The sequence below is a fragment of the Roseburia sp. AM23-20 genome, from assembly GCF_003470905.1.
Lineage (GTDB): Bacteria > Bacillota > Clostridia > Lachnospirales > Lachnospiraceae > Roseburia > Roseburia rectibacter.
The window spans coordinates 42,303-63,440 of sequence record NZ_QRHS01000001.1 but is presented as its reverse complement, the minus strand read 5'-3'; the positions used below and the strand labels follow the sequence as shown (position 1 = coordinate 63,440).

The following is a 21,138-nucleotide window of genomic DNA, read 5'->3' as shown; positions in this document are numbered from 1 at the left end:
TAATTATGCATTCCTTTCTGTCAGTGCAAAAACTTTTTTATATCATCTGCCGTACTGTGAATTTTCTCTACCGCATTCTGAACCTGTTTTGCAACATCAAGGTTTTCTTCACTGAGTGTATGTACCTGTTCTGCACTCGCCGTAACTTCCTCAGTCGCTGCCGAAAGCTGCGAGCAGTTTACCACAATCTTATTGTTGGAATCTGAAAGTCCGCTTACCTTTTTATTGACCTCTTCAATATGGGCAACCAGCTCACCTATATTTTTATTAAGCAGATTAAATGTTTCTGACGCAGCAAGAATCTTTTCTTTCTGATCTTCCGTTGCCTGTACAGAACCTTCTACTGATACAACCACATCATTTGCATTTGCATTCAGTTCGTTTGTAATTCTCGTGATCTCTTCCGTCGAATTTTTTGTCTGTTCCGCAAGCTGTCTGATCTGCTCTGCTACAACCGCAAAACCTCTTCCGGCTTCTCCGGCACGTGCACTCTCAATAGATGCATTTAACGCCAGCAGGTTTGTCTGACTTGAAATATTTAAGATCATACCTGCAATCTCTTCTACTTCTTTTGTCTTATCCTGAAGTTTGGTCATTGCCTCAGTAACATCATGATTTGTATTTGTGATCTGCTCTGCCTGATCTTTCAACGCATCCATCACACGCATATTTTCCTGAATGCTGTCATTTGAATTCATTGCGATATCCACCATCTGTTTTGATCGCTCACTTGTTTCCTCGATCGCATCCTGGATCGTTGCAGTCATGGTATTCTGTTCTTCGATGCTGTTTGCATTCATTCCGGAAGCCGTTGTAATCTCCTGCATACTGCCAGTTACAGAATTGGTCGTCTCGACCAGTTTTCCGATCAGGCTGCTGCTCTTAACTGATTCTTCCTGAACAGTTTTGGAAATCTCAAGCACTCCCTGTAAAATTTCATTCTGCTTTTTGTGTTCCTCATCTATGGATCCAAGTGCATCTGCGTTAAACAATAATGTGATCTTTCCAATTCTTGAAACCATAAATAAAACGCCAAGCACGCCGACCACAGAACATATTGTATCCACGTTCAATACAGTAATACCCTTTATTCCCTGAACAATCGTAACGATCACGTAGAGAATACTCACTCCCACACAGGTTCTTTTTAATCCACCTTCATCATAGTACGGAATCTGTAACGCAACTAAAACGATCAGTACATACGTAATAAAATGTGCATCTGTCTGTACTCCGACTAACAGATACTCTAATCCCATCTCAAGCGTAGCAATCACTTTTAATTTTGCTGTTACATGATCTTTATGATAAATAATCGTGTTCAAAACTGATGCGCCTATTATTAATGCAGTATTCCCATATACTACTGCATTTACCAGATTCTGATTTGCCATGCGGAGCCACAGATACAGTAAAAACAATATTCCAAGAAATATGGTTGCACCTATATAGAACCGGTTCATCTTTCTGATCCGTTCCGCTTTATCATTATAAATATATTTCTTTTCTTCTTCCATATATTTTATCTCCCTGTACTTAAAATATGATCAATATTTTCTGCCATAACTTATCCGACCTGTCCGGATCTTAAGTTTAAGAATATCATGCTTCTTTTTTCTGTACAACCTCGCCCGGTTTCTTAAAAATTGAGTTTGCCGGGATCACTCCCCTGACACTTGAAAGCGGATATACATTTGTATGTCTGCCGATCACCGTTCCAGGATTTAATACAGAATTGCATCCAACTTCAACAAAATCTCCAAGCATTGCACCAAATTTCTTTAATCCGGTTTCAATTTTTTCATCACCATCTTTTACCACAACCAGTGTCTTATCTGATTTCACATTTGATGTGATTGATCCTGCACCCATGTGTGACTTATAACCCAGAATAGAATCACCAACATAATTGTAATGCGGCACCTGAACGGAATTGAAAATAATATCATTTTTCAGTTCTGTGGAATTGCCGACAACAGAACCCTTTCCTACGATCGCACTGCCGCGGACAAATGCGCAGTGACGGATTTCTGCATCCTCATCAATGATCAGCGGACCGTTTAAACATGCTGTCGGTGCCACTTTTGCACTCTTTGCAACCCAGATATCCTCGCCTCTTTTTTCAAACTTTTCCGGATCTAATGTTGGTCCAAGCTTTTTTATGAACTCACTGATCCCTTTTAAAGCCTCCCATGGATATGTAAACTGTTCTAAATATTCTTTTGCGATTGTTTCATCCAAATCATATAAATTGCTGATTTTTGCGTTTTCCATCTTTTCCTCCATCCCAGAATGTCTCTGTCACATGGATATGAATCCAGTGTGATCCTTGCATTTCTGTTTGCATACTGGTTCTATTGTAAAACGTTTTCACAGATCTGTCAAAATAATATTCGAACACTGCAAAAAAATCTCCGGACAGACAAGAATTTCTGTCTGCCGGAGATCGCTTACGGCATAAACTCATCTAAAAAATTGCTTCCTGCGATCCATTCCTGCTCTTCTTCCTCCTGGAACGCCGCAGCCTCATTTGCCATAGCGGCATAGAAATCATCTGCACCATCCGGTTCAGAGTCCGTCCGTTGTGACTGCTGTGTCTCTGTGCCACCCTGTTCTGCCTGCTGCATCTGCTGTGCCCCATTCTCCTGCACAGCCGTCTGCACTTCTGACTGCCCCTCTGTCTCCTGTTTTTGCAGAGACTGGCTTCCCGGATTGTCAAAATCAAAACTGATCCGCTCATCCTCATATTTTAAACATGCATCAAATACATTTCCTGCTTTCGAGTTAAATCCAGTCACTTTTTCCTTTGTCTTTCCGGTTTCCAACAGTTCTTTTATGATTGCTTCCGAAAGCGGCACTTTCGCAACCGTATGCCCTACCTTAAAACCGCAGTCACACTCATAATACCATTGGCTTTTCTTTAAGAGTTCCCCACATTTCGGACACTTTACCGTCGTCTCGACCGGCTTTGGTTTCTCCGGGAAATCAAAGGTGATCTGCCCCTCTTTGGTCAGTTTTAACGGCGCATCAAATTTCATTCCGGTCTTTGCGATAAATCCTTCGATCACACCGGTTTTTCCATTGGTTAAAAGTTCTTTGACCTGTGCTTCTTTTAATTTTACTCCTGCGATCTGTCCAACCGAAAAACGACAGCTTTCCGGATCATCTTTTTTATAATTCGCACAGCCATAGCCGAACGGCGTTTTTACCATATCCCCACCGCAGACCGGACATTTCACATCTTTTAATTTTGGCGCTTCCACATCCGAGAAATCGTATTTCAGTCCGATCACCTTGCCGGATTCGTCTCTATTTAAAGCAATCCTTGCATCAAACTTCTTTCCTGTCTTTGACTTAAAACCGCGAATCGTTGCTGTCCGGCCTTCTGTCAGAAGCTGTTTCACCTGTGCCTCATTTAACGTTTTTTCTCCCATCTTTCCAATGGAAAAACGGCAGCTTTCCGGGTCATCTTTTTTATAATTCGCACATCCGTAGCCAAACGCTGTCTGTACGATATCACCACCGCAGAGCGGGCAGACTACATCTTTTATCTTCTTTGCCTCCACATGGTCAAAGTCAAATTTTAAATACTTCCGACCGGTTTCATCCGTCTCTAACGCCACACAGGCATCAAATTTTTTCCCGGTCTTCGACTTAAAACCGCGGATTGTCTCCGTTCTGCCGTCGGTCAGAAGTGCTTTCACCTGAGTCTCTGTCAGGTCACGTCCCGCAAGTGTACCGATGGCAAAGCGGCAGCTCTGCGGATTTTGCTGGTCGTAATTCATACAGCCATAACCAAATGATGTTTTCTGGATCTGTCCGCCGCACATCGGGCAGACTACATCTTCTAATATCTCTGCCTCATTCTTTGAAAAATCAAATTCGACTGTTTTTCTGCCATCCTCTCCTGTTTTCAAAAGCAATGCCGCCGAAAACTTCTTTTTATTTTTTGCGGTAAACCCTTTTAAGACCTCCGTCTCTCCTTTTTGCAGCAGATCAGTCAGGTCATCCACACTAAGGGATTTTCCCGCGATTTTTCCAATGGAGAAATAACAGCTTTTCGGATCTTCACGGTGTTTCACACAACTGTAACCAAAAGAAGTGATTTCCATATCAGAACCGCAGACCGGACATTTCACCCCTTCTAATATTTCAGGTTCATTTTTGGAAAAGTCAAAATTGACTGATGCTTTTCCATTCTCATCTTTTTCAAGTACCAGTGCAGCAGAAAAGCGTTTTCTGGACTTTGAGATAAAGCCGGACAATACCTCTGTGTGTCCTTTGGTCAGAAGCTCCACCACTTCGTCTTTCTCTAAGTCTCTTCCTGCTATGGTTCCGATGGCAAACTTGCATCCGCTTCCATCTTTTTTATAATTACTGCATCCATAACCGAATGGTGTCGTTTCCATATCCCCGCCGCAGACCGGACAGACCGCCTCTATTTTTTTTCTGGCTGCAAGTCCTCTTCCACCTTTTCCGACAAATGGATGTATCCTTGCAGCAAGATTTCCGGTCAGATCATGCTCGATCATGGAAACCGTTTCTTTCCGGATAAAATCCTCCAGTTTCCCGCGATAATCTTCCATAACGACTGTTCCGCGCGTAATACCGTCAAGTCCTTTTTCCCAGGAAGCTGTCATTTTCGGATTCAAAAGCGCAGGCACAGTCATACTTACCACCTCAAACACCATCTCACCGATTGCTTCCGGACTTAATACCTGTGTCTTTTTATTCAGGTTAAGATACCCGATGCGCACCAGTTTACGGATGATCTCAGCTCTTGTCGCAGACGTTCCAATCCCTGATCCCTTGATCTGTTCTCTTAACTCTTCCTCCTCAATAAGCTGTCCGGCATTTTCCATTGCAAGCACCATGGAACCGGACGTGTAACGTTTTGGCGGTGCCGTTTTCCCCTCTTTGATCTCGTAACCATCCACATTCAGCGGATCGCCGGTCTTTAACTGTCCCGCCAGTTTTAAAAGTCCCGCACTCTCTTCTTCCTTATTGTCTTCATTTGCCGGTCTTCCCATAATTTCAAGGAATCCCGGATTTTTAAGTGCCTTTGCAGATGCAAAAAACTGCTCTGCTTCCACCTGTACCACAAGTTTGACTGTCTCATACTCTGCCGCCGGATAAAAAATACTTAAAAAGCGGCGTACGATAAGATCGTATACTCTTCGCTGCAGGTCATTTAACGAATGAAGTTCCGTAAGCTGCCCGGTCGGAATGATCGCATAGTGGTCTGTGATCTTTGAGTCGTCGGTATACTGTGTACGTGCAATATTCCGGTAGCTGCCTTCTTTTAGAATATGTTCCGTATAAGTTTTGGTCGGCTCATAAGTTTTCAGGCGGTTTAAATTTTTACCGATTTCCTTTGCTACCGCTGTTGACAGAACTCTCGCATCTGTTCTTGGATAAGTCGTGAGTTTTCTCTCATATAAATCCTGTGCCACCTGCAATGTCTCGTCCGGACTGATCTTGTATCGTTTGGAGCACTCTGCCTGCAACTCTGCAAGATTAAATAACAGTGGTGCTTTCTTTCTGGATGTACCGCGCTCCATAGATTTTACAAACGCCATTTTCCCGTCAAGTTCACCGATCAGTTTTTCTGCACTCTCACGCTTTTTGAATCCATTTTCCTTATATAAAAGCGGCGATTCAAAATATCCAGAACCCTCAACCGCTTTCCACTCTGCAGCAACTGACACCTCATTTTCAGCACCTTCCGGTAAAAAGTCTCCCACCACACGATAAAATGGAGTCTCAGTAAAATTGCGTATCTCACGCTCACGGATCACAACCATCCCAAGTACACACGTCATGACACGTCCCACAGCGATCGCTGTGTAACTCTTTGTCGCCGCGGCATCATTTAATAATTTCCCGTATTTTACCGACATGGCTCTGGAAAAATTGATTCCCATCGCATAATCTTCAATCGTACGCATGATACCGGATTTTGCCAGATTGTCATACTCTGACATCGGCTTTGCCTCGCGGATTCCGCGCAGGATTTCTTCCTCGGTCTGGGAATCGATCCAGACACGAAGTTCTTTCATTCCTTCCCTGACACCACCGAAACGTCTGATATTCTCCTCGATCGTCTGTCCTTCTTTTCCGGCATCACCTGCCCAGTAGACGGTCTCTATATCCTCTCTGAAAAGCATTCTGTGCACGGTATCATACTGCTTGCTGACATCTGGTATTACATTATATTTATATTCTTCCGGCAGAAATGGCAGATCCTCCAACCGCCATCTTTTGTACTTTTCATCATATGCTTCCGGATAGACCATTTCCACTAAATGTCCGACGCACCATGTGATGACATAGTCATCATTTTCAATGTATCCGTCTTTTCTCCCGTTCACGCCAAGAATCCTTGCAAACTCCTGCGCCACGCTTGGTTTCTCCGTTATTATCAAAGACTTTGCCACTAAAATATTTCTCCGTTTCTGATTACTTAACCTTTATTTCGCATAAGAGAAATTATAACATTTTTAAATTTTTTAGGCAATATAAAACGCCATCGGAAATCCTCCGATGACGTTTCTATCATCCATGTTTTATTTATTTCTTTGTAATATATCCCTGTGCTTTCAGCAGTTCTGCGCAAAGTACTGCACCGCCTGCTGCACCACGGACTGTGTTATGGGAAAGTCCGACAAATTTCCAGTCGTATACGGTATCCTCTCTTAATCTGCCGACTGAGATACCCATTCCGTTCTCGTAATTAACATCTAAGGAGACCTGCGGTCTGTTGTCTTCCTCTAAGTACTGGATAAACTGCTTTGGTGCGCTCGGAAGACCTAACTCCTGCGGAACACCGCTGAAGTTCTTCAAAGCCTCGATCAGCTGCTCTTTTGTCGGGTTTTTCTTAAATTTAACAAATACTGCTGCTGTATGTCCGTTTAATACCGGAACACGGATACACTGACAGGTAATGACCGGTGATTCTGCCGGAACGATCGCTTTTTTCTCGTCATCAACATAACCCCAGATACGAAGCGGCTCTTTCTCAGATTTTTCTTCCTCACCACCGATGTAAGGAATGATGTTTCCTACCATCTCAGGCCAGTCTTTAAATGTCTTTCCGGCACCTGAGATTGCCTGATAGGTTGTAGCAACCACTTCATACGGCTCGAACTCTTTCCATGCAGTAAGTACCGGTGCATAGCTCTGGATGGAGCAGTTTGGTTTTACAGCAACGAAACCGCGTTTTGTACCAAGACGCTCTTTCTGGTACTTGATGACTTCCATATGCTCCGGGTTTACTTCCGGCACTACCATAGGAACATCCGGTGTCCAGCGGTGTGCACTGTTATTGGAAACAACAGGTGTCTCTGTCTTTGCGTAATCTTCCTCGATCTTTTTGATCTCCTCTTTGGTCATATCCACTGCGGAAAATACGAAATCAACCTCTGCTGCTACCTTCTCCACTTCATTGACATTCATGACAACGATATTTTTTACTGCCTCCGGCATCGGTGTATCCATTTTCCAACGTTCACCAACTGCCTGCTCATAAGTCTTTCCGGCGCTTCTAGGACTTGCTGCAATGGTTGTCACCTCAAACCATGGGTGATTTTCCAGAAGAGAGATAAATCTCTGTCCTACCATACCTGTTCCGCCAAGAATACCAACTTTTAACTTTTCGCTCATTTTGCTCTAATCTCCTCGTCCCTTATTCTCTGTTTGTCCGTCTGTCGCAAACATGTGTCTTTCATAGTAAATATATTATGCTATTTTCCCGAAAAAAGCAATGCTTATTTTGTCAAAGTTTCCTGTATTTTTAGCAAAAACTTGTACATTTGTCACAACAACACGTCAGTGTACAAAAGTGTTACATCCATTCTTTGCTCAGATATTCGCGCTCTTTTTCAATGACTTTCTCCATTGCTTCCCTGCCAGGTGCGCCAATCGTCAGACGTTTATTGACACATGTTTCCATGGAGATCGCATCATAGATGTCCTCCTCGAATACCGGACTGATCGCTTTTAATTCTTCCAGACTCATGTCATCGATCGGAATCTTTTTATCAAGGCAGTAAAGTACGATACGACCAACGATTCCATGTGCATCACGGAATGGAACGCCATGATTTACCAGATAATCTGCTGCATCTGTTGCGTTTGTAAATCCATGATTTGCAGACTGACGCATTCTTTCTTTATTAAAACGCATGGTTGCAAGCATTCCATTGAATAATGCAACACATCCCTTTACTGTGTCCATCGCATCAAAAGAAAGCTCCTTATCTTCCTGCATATCTTTATTGTATGCAAGCGGGATTCCTTTCATTGTCGTAAACAAAGACATCAGCGCACCATAGACACGTCCGGTCTTACCACGAACCAGTTCTGCGATATCCGGGTTTTTCTTCTGTGGCATGATACTGCTTCCGGTACTGTACGCATCATCGATTTCAACAAACTGATATTCGTTGGAGTTCCAGATGATCACTTCCTCAGAAAAACGGGAAAGATGCATCATGATCGTTGCACACGCAGATAAAAACTCGATCAGATAATCGCGGTCTGAAACGCCGTCCATACTGTTTAAAGTTGGTCCATAAAAGCCAAGCAGTTCCGCAGTATACTCGCGGTCTAACGGATAAGTTGTACCGGCAAGCGCCCCGGAACCGAGCGGGCAGTAATTCATACGCTCGTAAATATCATGCAGACGCAGACGGTCACGCTTGAACATTTCAAAATAAGCACCCATATGATGTGCCAGCGTGATCGGCTGTGCTTTCTGCAAATGGGTAAAGCCCGGCATGATCGTCTCTGTATTTTCTTCCATAATATGTAAGATCGTGGTCAGAAGTTCTTTTAACAGTCCATCCACTGCGAGCACCTCGTCTCTGGTGTAAAGACGCATATCAAGTGCCACCTGGTCATTACGGCTGCGTCCGGTATGAAGCTTTTTACCGGTATCACCGAGACGGTCGATTAAATTTGCCTCCACAAAACTGTGAATATCTTCGTATTCTGATGTGATCTCTAATTTTCCGCTCTCCACATCTTCTTTGATCTCCTGCAGTGTCGTGACGATATCGTTCATTTCCTGTTCTGTTAAAATACCCTGTTTTCCAAGCATTTTTACATGTGCGATACTGCCCTCGATATCCTGTTTATAAAATTTCTGATCAAATGCGATAGACGCATTGAAATTATATACAAGCTGATCTGTTGCCTTTGTGAAACGTCCTCCCCATAACTGTGCCATATCTAAATCCTCACTTTCGTTGTCATAATTACATTTCATTCTACATGAAGTGCTGCATCCCTGCAAGTCCCTGTTGTATTTTTATGCACCGGCTATACATGCTGTCATGCATGCTTCTCCGCTTCCTTCGCCGCGATCTGCGCATCCCTTTCCTTTTTTGAAAAAACACAGCCGCAGTAATACTGGCGGTACATGCCATATTCTTCGGAAAGCTCCACGGAACGCTTGTATCCGTTTTTCTTTTTAAAATCAGAATTTAAGTATGAAATCCCATATTCCTCAGATAAACGATCCCCGATCTCATTTAATTTTTCTGCATTTTTAAGCGGACTGATGGATAATGTCGTTGTAAAATAATCCATATGAAGTTTATTTGCAATCTCTGCCGATTCCCGGAGCCGCAGTTCATAGCAGCGGAAACACCTCTCACCGCCCTCTTTCACGTCCTCTAGTCCCTGCGCCATCTGATAAAAACGTTCTTTATCATAATTTCCTTCCACAAAGGAAACCGGATATTTTGCCGGCAGTCTCTCGATAAAGCGCTGCTGCTCTTTTACACGCTTGAAATATTCCTCTTCCGGATAAATATTCGGATTATAATAAAAAACCGTGATTTTAAAATACTGTGACAGATACTCTAAGCAGTAAGAACTGCAGGGTGCACAACAACTGTGTAACAGCAGGGTGGGCACTTTGTTCTCACTCTGGTTTTTCGCTATGGTCTCCTCAAGCATTTTCTGATAATTCTGTTTCAATTTTCTGCCTCCCATGACAATATTTCTTCTGCCCGCGCCCTCCAGGTATGCCCGGTACAGAATGTCTGATATGCATTGTCCCGGATCTTTTCCCGAAGTCTGTCATTTTCCATCAGTTCTCCGGCAGCTTCCGACAGCGAACCTATTTCTGACAGCGAATAAAACATCAGATCCTCCCTGTTTTTAAAATGCGAACTCCTGTACGGATTCTCGTCTGTCAGCACCACAGTACGGTTTGCCATCCCGGCGATCGCCCTGTCATGGATGCCCCGGTTAAAAATCGGCGAAACATCAAGCATGATCTGGTCTCTTGCAATTTTCTCAAAAGAAAGATCAAAGGTAACCGGCTTTTCGATCGTCAGATATTTCTCATAGGGAGTCTGATATTTTTCCCATCCCTCACCGACTAACCGTACCGGTATCTTTCTTTTTAAAAGCTCATCAAGTGCCGCTTTCCTGAAATAATCCCTGATATAGGCATCCGATGCATACATCGTATTCATAAAAAGAGCAAACTGCGCACTGTCAAGTTCCATGTCATTTTCTTTCAGACATGCCCGAAATGCTTCCTCCATCGGAAGTTCCGGCGTCCCGATCCGCATTTCTATGATCCTTTTCATCATTCCGCAAAAAGGCTCCGGTGCTGCATTCACAATATCATATACCTTATCCGGTGCATCATAAGTTCCTATAAAAAGGATCCGATCCGCAGGATTTTTTTCCCCGTCAAATAATGCAACCGTCGCTCCAAGCGGGAGCATATGCACGCTCTTTACATTTGGATGATATTTTCTGACATAATCAGCCTGTCCTTCATCCAGCACGATTACATGAAAATTTTTTGCCTGTGTCATCAGACAGTTATAATGAAATAATGGATGATCCAAAATATAATCGTAAAATGGACCATCGATCAGGTCTGTCACCGGTGTCCCGTCATCCATCGCAAGTCTTGGAAGCAAAGAGTTAAAGTCAAAAACTGCACGATATTTTTTTCCAAAAAATGGAGAAAGTACCTTATCAAGATCATCTTTGGATGTAAACTCACATACTGTCGTCTCATAGCCTGCTTCTTCAAACGCACCTGCAAGCTGATGGGCAAAAAAGTTTCCCGACAAATAACAGATTTCCCTGGAACAGAATACTAAAATCTTTTCCTGTGCTTTCATCCGTTTTTCCTCCCGTAAAATACAAACGGACTCCTGCTAAAAGTCTCCCCAAAGCAAAAGTCCGTTTTCATTCTCATTCCTTACTCTCTTACATAACGCAGGCACAAAATTCCAACTAAATATTCTACCACGCAAAGCACCATAAAAACAGTTGCTCCGGCGAAAACCCCTGCTACGATCTGAGCGATCACAGCAATCGCATGCAGCCAGACCGGTACATCATGCAGGCAGCAGGCAATCCCTGCTTCTAACAATACGATCAGACAAACCGGAACAACCGGCATATGCAGAGCAATAATTCCTGCCAGAATAACCGCAAGTGCTGCAACAATGACTGCAAACAGCATCAGCATACTCTGATTCTCTGCAAATAACGTTCCAAGGATACCCCCTATACTCTTTTTTCTGCGCTGCTTTATGGATACGCGTGGCTCCTCTTTTTTTACATAATTTTCAGGTTCACTCATACCTTAATACCTCTCCTCTTTCTGCTATAATGTCATCCGGTCAAATGATCTGCTTACCGGAAAACACGTCATCTTTCTGCATTATATCAATTTATATAAAAAAGAACAAGTAGTTTTCACTTTACCCTCTTTCAAAAAGGATGTATACTGATACAACGAAAATAATTATCTGACAGAAATGGAGAACCCGATGAATCATACAACGATCAACAAACCTGATACATGGTGTTCCATGTGGGGAAATGCAGTTTCAATCGCAGAACACCGGCCGGAAAGCTATGCAAAAGATATTACACTCCGCTATCCGGTCTATGCGCCATTTGACGGAACATCTTTAAGATTTACCTTTGACAATTACTGTGGAAGCGAACCTGTCTCTATCACAAAGGCAACCGTCTCCGTCGCGGACTTCAATACCAACAGCGATTCTGCCCCCAAAATTAATCTGTCCTGCCCGCAGAAGAAATCGACAACAACACAGATTACTTTTTGGGGCAATCCTTCTGTGACACTTGATGCACACAAGCGTATTGTAAGCGATGAAGTTTCCTTTCAGGTTCAGGCAGGACAGACACTTTGTGTCAATCTTTATTTTGCAGACTTTACGCTGATGCAGTCCGCTGTTCTGATCACAGGTCCTCTCTCGAAAGGATTTTTCTCACTGGGTGATCAGACATTAACAGAAGAGCTTCCTCTTGATACAAGCAAAACGACAAGCTGGTTTTATTTTTTAAGCAATATCGATATTTTAACATCATCCGACAACCATGCTGTGATCTGCTATGGTGACTCCATTACCGCACAGGCATGGCCGGATGAACTAACGCTACGTTTAAGACGTGAGGGCAGAAAACACACTTCCATCATCCGACGCGCTGCAAGCGGTACCAGAATCCTGCGCCAGTATGACTGCATTACCTATGATTCCTACGGTTTAAAAGGAAGCAACCGCTTTTTGCATGAAATACCGACCGCCGGTGCCGATACTATCATTATCCAGCAGGGGATCAATGATATCATTCACCCGGTTGGAACAGATATCAATCCGTTCCGTCCCATGAGCGATCTTCCAACAGCAGAAGAACTCATAGACGGTCTCAAATGGTACACTGACCAGGCACACTCTCTTGGATTGTCTGTCTATATCGGAACACTGCTTCCGATCGAAGGCTGGCGTACCTATGCCCCGTTCCGTGAAGAACTGAAAAACAAAGTCAATGAATGGATCCGCCAGGCGGACGGCTTTGAAGGCTGCATTGATTTTGACCTTGCCGTACGTGACAGCACCAATCCTGCTGCATTCAAAGCAGGCTATGACAGTGGCGACCATCTTCACCCAAGCAGTGCCGGTTACAAGGCAATGGCTGATGCTGTATCTTTACGCTTCCTCTAAATGCTTTCTTACTCTCTGGATCAGCATCTCCAATGCAACCGCATTTTCGCCACCCTCCGGGATTATGATATCTGCACGGCGTTTACTCGGTTCCACAAACTGTTCATGCATCGGTTTTACAGTCGTTAAATACTGATTTATGACACTGTCTAAGGAGCGTCCACGGTCTTTTACATCTCTTACGATCCTTCTTAGAATACGCACATCCGCATCCGTATCTACAAATACACGGATATCCATCAGTTCACACAAGGCCGGCTCGGCAAAGATCAAAATACCCTCAAGTACGATCACCGGTGCCGGCTCCACAAGGATTGTCCTGTCGGAACGGTTGTGAACCGTATAATCATAGACCGGCATCTGCACGGCATTGCCCTTTTTCAGCTCTTTGATATGTTCACATAACAGTTCTGTATCAAATGCATCCGGATGATCATAATTTAACTTTGAGCGGTCTTCATAACTCATCTCATCATGGCGTTTATAATAATTATCATGACGCAGAATACTGACTTCATCACGTCCAAAGCTGTCAACCACTTTATCTGCCAGCGTCGTTTTCCCGCTTCCTGTTCCTCCTGCAATTCCAATTAAAATCGTATTTTTCTCTGCCATAATACCGTTTCCTTTCACATTCTGATATATAAAAAAGAATTTTCCTATTACAAAAAAAGCAAGCGGAACTTTTCAGAAACCACTTGCTCTTATCTGTCCGGACTTCCGGAAGTTATAAGCCAATAGTCGGACTCGAACCGACGACCTACGCATTACGAATGCGTTGCTCTACCAACTGAGCCATATTGGCAATTAATGTGGACTGTCTTTTGACTTGCGCCACACTCGACTAGTATATACATATATTATAAAAAATGCAATACCTTTTTTATATTTTTTTCTAAATTTTTGCAATATTTTATTTTCTATTGACTTTTCCTATGAAATGCATAAAATAATCTTGTTTACTTATTGTAAACAAAACATATATTTTTACAGTTACTATAAAACATCGCAGAAATGAGGATTATTATGGATATCGGAAAGCGTATGAAAGAACTGCGTATCCAGTATGGCCTGACACAGCAGGAACTCGCCGACCGCTCCGAACTGACCAAGGGATTTATTTCCCAGTTGGAACGTAACCAGAACTCTCCGTCTATTGGTACACTGCTCGATATCATACAGTGTCTCGGCACAACACCTGCCGAATTCTTTACGGACGAAGAACCGGAACAGATCGTATTTGAAAAAGATGACTATTTTGAAAAAATCAGTGAAGATGGAAATAAAATGATCGAATGGATCATTCCAAATGCACAGAAAAACAGTATGGAACCGGTACGCCTTACCTTAAAACCCGGCGGCTCCTCCGACACACACCTGCCACATACAGGGGAAGAATTTGGCTATGTATTAAAAGGAACTGTGCGTGTACTATATGGTGGAAGGGCTTATACCGTCCGCGCTGGCGAATCTTTTTATTTCCAGGCCGGTAAAAAACATCGTCTGGAAAATAATGGAAACCGCGATGCCATCTTAATCTGGGTATCTACGCCGCCGAGTTTTTAATTTTATCATGTAACCACTTAGAAAGGGATCATGTTTCTTCTGCTACCAATTAAGAAACGTTTTGAACACAAATGAGCAAAAAACTAATTAATCTGACAGGTATTTCAAAATCTTACGGCGACCATGTCGTATTAGATGATTTAAATTTATATATCCGTGAAAATGAATTTATCACACTTCTCGGTCCATCCGGCTGTGGAAAAACAACCACCCTTCGTATCATCGGCGGTTTTGAGACACCGGATGCCGGCAGTGTCATTTTTGACGGCAAAGATATCACATCATTACCTCCAAATGAGCGCAATTTAAATACTGTTTTCCAGAAATACGCACTTTTCCCGCATATGTCGATTGCAGAAAATATTGCATTCGGACTGCGTATTAAGAAAAAAAGCAAAGAATATATCAATGATAAGATCCGTTACGCCTTGAAGCTGGTAAATCTTGAAGGATTTGAAAACCGCTCTATCGACTCATTAAGCGGCGGTCAGCAGCAGCGTATCGCGATCGCGCGTGCCATTGTAAATGAGCCAAAAGTTCTTCTTTTAGATGAACCGCTCGGTGCTCTCGACCTAAAGCTCCGTCAGGACATGCAGTACGAACTGATCCGTCTGAAAAATGAGCTTGGCATTACATTCGTATTTGTTACCCACGATCAGGAAGAAGCACTTACCATATCTGATACGATTGTCGTTATGAATCAGGGTTACATCCAGCAGATCGGCACCCCCGAAATGATCTACAACGAACCTGTCAATGCATTTGTGGCTGATTTTATCGGTGACAGCAACATTATAAACGGAACCATGATCAAAGATAAGGTCGTGGAAATTTTAGGTGTAAAGATTCCATGTGTTGACGAAGGTTTCGGATGCAATACTCCGGTTGATGTCGTGATCCGTCCGGAAGATGTTGAGATCACGGAACCTGGCGCCGGTTTTATGGATGGTGACATTGTCTCTATTATATTTAAAGGTGTACACTATGAGATCAGTATCATGGCAAATGGTTATGAATGGCTTGTCCACACGACGAAAATGTATCCGGTCGGCACACATGTCGGCATCAACGTAATCCCGTTTAATATCCAGATCATGAACAAACCGGAATCTGAGGACGAGGAGGCTGTAGAGATCGATGCGTAAATTAGGCAGACAGCTTTTAGCAGGACCTTATCTTGTATGGATGATCGGATTTATCCTGCTGCCGATCGTTATTATCTTATATTATGCTTTTACAAACGCTTCCGGTACATTTACCTGGGATAATATTGCAGCGATCGCAGATCCGGTGCATGTAAAATCCATCCTGCTTTCCCTGAAACTCGGATTTTTCTGTACAATAGTCTGCCTGCTGCTTGCCTATCCGCTCGCCATGATCCTAAACAGTTTTCATTTTAAGCATCAGAGTTTCGTTGTATTTTTATTTGTACTTCCAATGTGGATGAACTTTATGCTGCGCATCCTTGCCTGGAGACTTTTACTTTCTAACAACGGTATCGTAAATGCCCTGTTTGGTTTCTTCGGTTTCGGTCCGGTAAAAATGTTAAACACACCGACTGCCGTTGTTTTCGGTATGGTATACGATTTTCTGCCGTTTATGATCCTGCCGATCTATAACTCCATGGTGCGCATCAAACCGGATGTCATTGAAGCTGCAAAAGACTTAGGAGCTGATTCAAAAATCGTACTGCTCCGTATTATTTTTCCGCTGACTCTCTCTGGTGTCATCAGTGGGATCGTAATGGTCTTTGTTCCGGCTCTCACATCTTTCGTGATCTCCGATCTGCTCGGTGGCGGTAAAGTGCTCTTGATCGGAAATGTCATTGAACAGGAATTTATGCAGGGAAGTAACTGGAACTTAGGTTCCGGGCTTTCCGTAGTACTTATGATTTTCGTCATCGCAAGTATGGCGGTCATGAATATCTTCGATAAAGATCAGGGAGGAACTGCTGTATGGTAAAGAAGGCTGCATCCCGCATTTATCTTGCGGTCATCTTTTTATTTTTATATCTTCCGATTCTTGTTTTGGTCATTTTGTCTTTCAATAATTCCAAATCAAGAGTTGTATGGGGTGGATTCACTTTAAAATGGTACGCTTCCTGTTTTACAGACGAAACGATCATGAATGCACTGACCATGACACTTCAGATCACATTCACTGCCGCAGTACTCTCAACCCTGATCGGCACACTTGCTGCCATCGGGATCAGTGCCATGAAAAAACGTGGCACAACCCTGATGCTCGGTGCAACCAATATCCCGCTGTTAAACGCAGACATTGTGACCGGAATATCCCTCATGCTGCTTTTTGTAAAATTTTTAAATCTTGGATTTGTGACAGTACTCATCGCACATATTACATTTGATATTCCATATGTAATTTTGAATGTACTTCCAAAATTAAAGCAGATAAACAGAAACACATATGAAGCTGCCTTAGATCTTGGTGCCTCCCCGCTTTATGCCTTTTATAAAGTAACCTGGCCTGACATCAAATCCGGTGTATTTTCCGGATTTTTAATGGCAGTTACCATGTCGCTGGATGATTTTTCCATCACCTTTTTCACGAAAGGAGCCGGTGTAAATACGCTTTCTACTATGCTCTATACAGAACTTCGGAAAGGTGTACGTCCGGAACTTTATGCACTTTCCACACTGTTGTTTTTTGCTGCATTTCTGCTGCTTCTTATTATGAACCGCAGATCTGATAAGACAAACTGATATCTTTTTGGTGTGGCAATCTCTGCAAATATATTTTATTACTGATACGCCGTATTATCCGGCAGAACGCGAGGCTTTCATGAAAAAATATATTATTTTTCCGTTATTATTTTTGAGCACCCTTTTTATGGCAGGATGTGGAAATAAAGACACCACTGATGACAATTCGCTGGTTGTTTTAAATTATGGAAAATATATGGACAGTTCTGTTTTAAAATTGTTCGAACAGGAAACAGGCATTCACGTCAAATTAGAGGAATACGAAAGTCCGGAAGAAATGTATACCAAATATAAAGCCGGTTCCATCGGTTATGACTTAATCTGCACTTCCGACTACATGGTAGAACGTCTGATCTCCGAAGGAGAGGCAAACAAAATCGACTTTGATCACTTTTCTTATTACCAGAATATAGATCCGTCGATCATTAATGCTGCAAGGATTTTTGACCCGGATGCATCCTATTCCATGCCATATTTTTATGGAACTCTTGGTATCCTCTACAATACCACAATGGTCACAGATGACGAAGTATCGTCCTGGAACATTCTGTGGGATGAAAAGTACAAAGATTCCATTATCATGCAGAATTCTGTCCGCGATTCGTTTGTACCGGCTCTTCGTCTGTTAAATTATGACATCAACACAGAAAATGAAACGGAACTAAATAACGCAGTAGATCTTTTGATCAGGCAAAAACCGCTTGTCTACGCCTACTACGTAGATGAGACCGCTGATGAGATGGCCGCCGGCAATGCAGCAATGGCGCTGGTTTATTCCGGGGAAGCTGCCACTGCGATGGAATTAAACGATGATCTCTCCTATACAGTTCCAAAAGAGGGTTCAAACCTATGGATCGATTCCTGGTTTATGCCAAAGAGCTGCAAGAATCAGGAAAATGCCGAAAAATTTCTTGATTTTCTGTGCCGCGAGGATGTAGCTATGACTAATTTTGATTATGTCTGCTATGCCACACCCAATCTCGCCGTGATTGATGCGCTAGATGATGAAACCTTAAGTGATACCACGATTTTTCCACCACAGGAAACTTTAGATAACTGTACTGTGTACAAACAGTTTGACGAATCTACAATCTCTCTTTACAGTTATCTCTGGAAAAAATTAAAATCCGAATAATTTTTCTTGCATTTGTAGTATGTATATGATATAGTAAGTCCACGCAGTTTTTTGCGTGGACTTTCCCCATTTATAGGCAGTAATATCTTCTCCTGCACCACAGGTATATCTCATATAACTCAGACATATCTGTATTTACAGGAGGTCATTATGACATATCAGACATTTAAACAGCAGATCAGACAATCTTTACAGGACGCATTCGGTTCTGATGTTTCCATTATCCTGCAGGATATTTTAAAAAATAACAATACCCACTTAGACGGTCTGACCGTTTTAACTCCGGGCTGTAATATTTCACCAACCATTTATCTGAATGACTACTTCCGCGAATATGAAAAAGGCCGATCTTTTCCTGATATCTGCGCCGAAATTCAAACGATCTATCAACAGAACAAGCCTTCCCACAGTGTTGACATTTCCTTTTTCACATGCTATGAGAAAGTACAGTCCCGCATTATCTTTAAGCTGATCAATTACGAGCGCAACAAAGCACTGTTATCTGACGTTCCCCATTTCCGCTTTCTCGATTTAGCGATCGTGTTCAGCTGTCTGATCAGTATTTATCCCGACGATATCATCGAGTCTTTTTCGGAAGAAAATAACCCTGCCACTGACTCTTTCACACACGCAGGGAGCTCTGCCACGATTCTGATCCACAACCATCATCTTTCTTTCTGGAATATCACAAAAGATGATCTTTATGCACTCGCATGTAAAAATACACCGGATCTTTTGCATTATGAACTTCGAAATATGAGTGACGTACTAAAAGAACTTCTTTCCGGTGACGACAGTGCTGCTCTCCTCGCTCCGCCGGCGCCTTTTCCCATGTATGTGCTTTCCAACCATACAAAATTAAACGGCTCTGCCTGCATTCTGTATCAGGATCTGTTAAAAAACTTCGCAGACCGCTTAAGAAGTGATCTCTACATCCTTCCAAGCAGTATCCACGAAGTTCTTATCATTCCTGTCAGTTCTTTTTCCTTACCATCTGATCCTCTGCTTTCATCCGGGAATAAAACCAGGGATACCACACAGGAATCCTACCGGGAGCTTTCGGAAATGGTATGTGAGGTCAATTCCACCCAGCTATCTGTGGAAGATATTCTCTCTGACCATGTATATTATTATTCAAGAGAAAGCAGCCGTATTACCATGTAAATTTCGTCATCAGACCATCATATAGTTTTTCATACTCTACAACCGATGCATTCCAGGAGAAATCCTGACTCATGCCATGTTTTACCAGTATATCCCAGTCGTTTTTATGCTGATAAAATACAGATATCGCATAGCGGATCGTTTCTAACATCTCGTGCGCATTATAATTTGCAAAAGAAAATCCTGTTCCCTCTTTTGTATATTCATTGTACGGAATGACGGTATCCTTAAGTCCTCCCGTTTCACGTACGATAGGAACAGTACCATAACGAAGACTCATTAACTGGCTTAAACCACACGGTTCAAACAAGGACGGCATCAAAAATGCATCACAGGAGGCATAAATCTGATGTGCGAGTTCTTCTGAATATCCGATATGTACTTTCATCTTATCCGGATATTTTCCTGCGAAATAAGACAGCATATCCTGATAGCGTGCCTCCCCGGTCCCCGCCACAACAAACTGAACACGCTCCGTACTGAGCAGCTCATCCATGATATATGCGATCAGATCAAAGCCTTTCTGATCTGTCATACGCGATACCATGCCGATCAGAAATACATCTCCATCCACAGGTAAGGAGTCATTTTTCTGCAGACGCGCCTTGTTGAGCGCTTTTCCTTCTTTATAATTCATTTCATTATAATGATTGGACAGATAGATATCTTTCTGTGGATCATACTCAGTATAGTCAAGACCATTCAATATGCCGGAAAGTTTGTTTCTGCACGCATACATAAGCCCTTCTAATCCTTCGCCTCCCTCCGGTGTAGTGATCTCATAGGCATAGGTCGGACTGACGGTAGTGACCGCATCTGCATAGACCACACCGCCTTTTAAGTAATTTGCCTCACCGTAAGACTCTAACTTATCCGATGTAAAAATCTGCTCCGGCAATCCGGTAATATCCATAACAGCAGGCAGTTTCCATCTTCCCTGAAACTTCAGATTATGAATCGAAAATACCGTCTTTATACCTGTATAGTATTCCTCATCCCCATATAAAGTCCGCAAAAATACCGGAATCAGTCCTGTCTGCCAGTCATGACAATGTATGACATCCGGACAGAAATCCAGATACGGCAATGCCTCCAACACTGCCTTTGAGAAAAATGCAAACTTTTCTACATCCTCATAAATATTGTTATATGGTGCATTTCCGGCAAAATAAAATTCATTGTCTACCAGATAATAGGTAATTCCATCGTACGTTGTTTCAAAAATGCCGACATATTGTTTTCTCCAGCTTAAATTCACATAAAAATGGCATAAAAAATGAAGCTGTCCTTTCCACCGTTCATCCATGCAGACATATTTTGGAAGAATAACCCTTACATCATAATTCGTCTTATCAAAATATTTCGGCAATGAGCCTGTTACATCTGCAAGTCCACCGGTTTTCATAAAAGGCACAGCTTCTGAAGCCGTAAATAATATTTTTTTCATGTCATAAACCCTCCAGCCCCAAAAATTTATTTTTCTATAAACTTTTGAAAATCTAAAGAATATTATAACTCTTTTTCGCTTTTCTGAAAA

General features: G+C 42.5%; 17 protein-coding genes and 1 tRNA gene. 7 read left to right on the top strand and 11 right to left on the bottom strand.

The genetic code is table 11. The annotated features are described in order from the left end of the window. Positions 1-20: 20 nt before the first annotated feature. The 8 genes from DW650_RS00295 to DW650_RS00255 form a co-directional block, all read right to left on the bottom strand. The gene (locus DW650_RS00295) at positions 21-1,517 is read right to left on the bottom strand and encodes a methyl-accepting chemotaxis protein (protein ID WP_117918944.1); all 1,497 of its coding nucleotides are present in this window, start codon (positions 1,515-1,517) and stop codon (positions 21-23) included. Between the two features lie 85 nt (positions 1,518-1,602). Then, the gene (locus DW650_RS00290) at positions 1,603-2,274 is read right to left on the bottom strand and encodes a UDP-N-acetylglucosamine pyrophosphorylase (protein WP_182384816.1); all 672 of its coding nucleotides are present in this window, start codon (positions 2,272-2,274) and stop codon (positions 1,603-1,605) included. Between the two features lie 176 nt (positions 2,275-2,450). Further along, a complete protein-coding gene (locus DW650_RS00280) occupies positions 2,451-6,437 on the bottom strand; it encodes a DNA topoisomerase III (protein WP_117918950.1) in 3,987 nt (1,328 codons plus the stop codon). Between the two features lie 133 nt (positions 6,438-6,570). Then, a complete protein-coding gene (asd, locus tag DW650_RS00275; RefSeq protein WP_118208787.1) occupies positions 6,571-7,662 on the bottom strand; it encodes an aspartate-semialdehyde dehydrogenase in 1,092 nt (363 codons plus the stop codon). 181 nt (positions 7,663-7,843) lie between these two features. Then, positions 7,844-9,229, bottom strand: coding sequence for an argininosuccinate lyase (gene argH, locus DW650_RS00270; protein WP_118209024.1), 1,386 nt, complete (start codon positions 9,227-9,229; stop codon positions 7,844-7,846). A gap of 104 nt (positions 9,230-9,333) precedes the next feature. Next, complete coding sequence (locus DW650_RS00265) at positions 9,334-9,999, bottom strand: epoxyqueuosine reductase QueH (protein WP_117918954.1); 666 nt, start codon at positions 9,997-9,999, stop codon at positions 9,334-9,336. After that, a complete protein-coding gene (locus DW650_RS00260) occupies positions 9,981-11,153 on the bottom strand; it encodes a glycosyltransferase (protein WP_118208786.1) in 1,173 nt (390 codons plus the stop codon). The genes DW650_RS00265 and DW650_RS00260 overlap by 19 nt, the downstream gene beginning before the upstream one ends. An 80-nt stretch (positions 11,154-11,233) precedes the next feature. Continuing rightward, entirely contained in the window at positions 11,234-11,620 is a 387-nt protein-coding gene (locus DW650_RS00255) for a hypothetical protein (protein WP_117918958.1), read from the bottom strand. A gap of 190 nt (positions 11,621-11,810) precedes the next feature. Between DW650_RS00255 and DW650_RS00250 the strand changes: the two genes are divergently transcribed. Next, the gene (locus tag DW650_RS00250; protein WP_243102824.1) at positions 11,811-13,013 is read left to right on the top strand and encodes a GDSL-type esterase/lipase family protein; all 1,203 of its coding nucleotides are present in this window, start codon (positions 11,811-11,813) and stop codon (positions 13,011-13,013) included. Here DW650_RS00250 and udk read toward each other — a convergent pair. Beyond that, positions 12,999-13,628 carry a uridine kinase gene (gene udk, locus DW650_RS00245; RefSeq protein ID WP_186898705.1) on the bottom strand — a complete coding sequence of 210 codons (630 nt, stop codon included), beginning with the start codon at positions 13,626-13,628 and terminating at the stop codon, positions 12,999-13,001. The genes DW650_RS00250 and udk overlap by 15 nt on opposite strands. A gap of 117 nt (positions 13,629-13,745) precedes the next feature. Further along, positions 13,746-13,818, bottom strand: a tRNA-Thr gene (locus DW650_RS00240). A 221-nt stretch (positions 13,819-14,039) separates the two neighbouring features. Here DW650_RS00240 and DW650_RS00235 point away from each other — a divergent pair. The 6 genes from DW650_RS00235 to DW650_RS00210 all read left to right on the top strand — a co-directional run bounded on the left by DW650_RS00235 (position 14,040) and on the right by DW650_RS00210 (position 19,601). Next, complete coding sequence (locus DW650_RS00235) at positions 14,040-14,579, top strand: cupin domain-containing protein (protein WP_186898704.1); 540 nt, start codon at positions 14,040-14,042, stop codon at positions 14,577-14,579. A 71-nt stretch (positions 14,580-14,650) separates the two neighbouring features. Further along, on the top strand, positions 14,651-15,724 hold the full coding sequence (locus DW650_RS00230) for an ABC transporter ATP-binding protein (protein WP_117918966.1): 1,074 nt from the start codon (positions 14,651-14,653) through the stop codon (positions 15,722-15,724). Beyond that, positions 15,717-16,541: an ABC transporter permease gene (locus DW650_RS00225; RefSeq protein ID WP_118208784.1), complete on the top strand. Its 825-nt coding sequence runs from the start codon at positions 15,717-15,719 to the stop codon at positions 16,539-16,541. Before DW650_RS00230 ends, DW650_RS00225 begins: the two co-directional genes overlap by 8 nt. Then, complete coding sequence (locus DW650_RS00220; protein WP_118208783.1) at positions 16,535-17,302, top strand: ABC transporter permease; 768 nt, start codon at positions 16,535-16,537, stop codon at positions 17,300-17,302. Before DW650_RS00225 ends, DW650_RS00220 begins: the two co-directional genes overlap by 7 nt. 79 nt (positions 17,303-17,381) lie before the next feature. Further along, entirely contained in the window at positions 17,382-18,437 is a 1,056-nt protein-coding gene (locus DW650_RS00215; protein WP_118208782.1) for an ABC transporter substrate-binding protein, read from the top strand. A 150-nt stretch (positions 18,438-18,587) separates the two neighbouring features. Continuing rightward, the gene (locus DW650_RS00210) at positions 18,588-19,601 is read left to right on the top strand and encodes a DUF5688 family protein (protein ID WP_118208781.1); all 1,014 of its coding nucleotides are present in this window, start codon (positions 18,588-18,590) and stop codon (positions 19,599-19,601) included. On the opposite strand, the gene glgA is transcribed toward DW650_RS00210, so the two are convergent. After that, positions 19,591-21,048 (bottom strand): glycogen synthase GlgA, encoded by a 1,458-nt coding sequence (glgA, locus tag DW650_RS00205; protein WP_117918976.1) that lies wholly within the window; start codon positions 21,046-21,048, stop codon positions 19,591-19,593. The genes DW650_RS00210 and glgA overlap by 11 nt on opposite strands. Positions 21,049-21,138 lie beyond the last annotated feature (90 nt).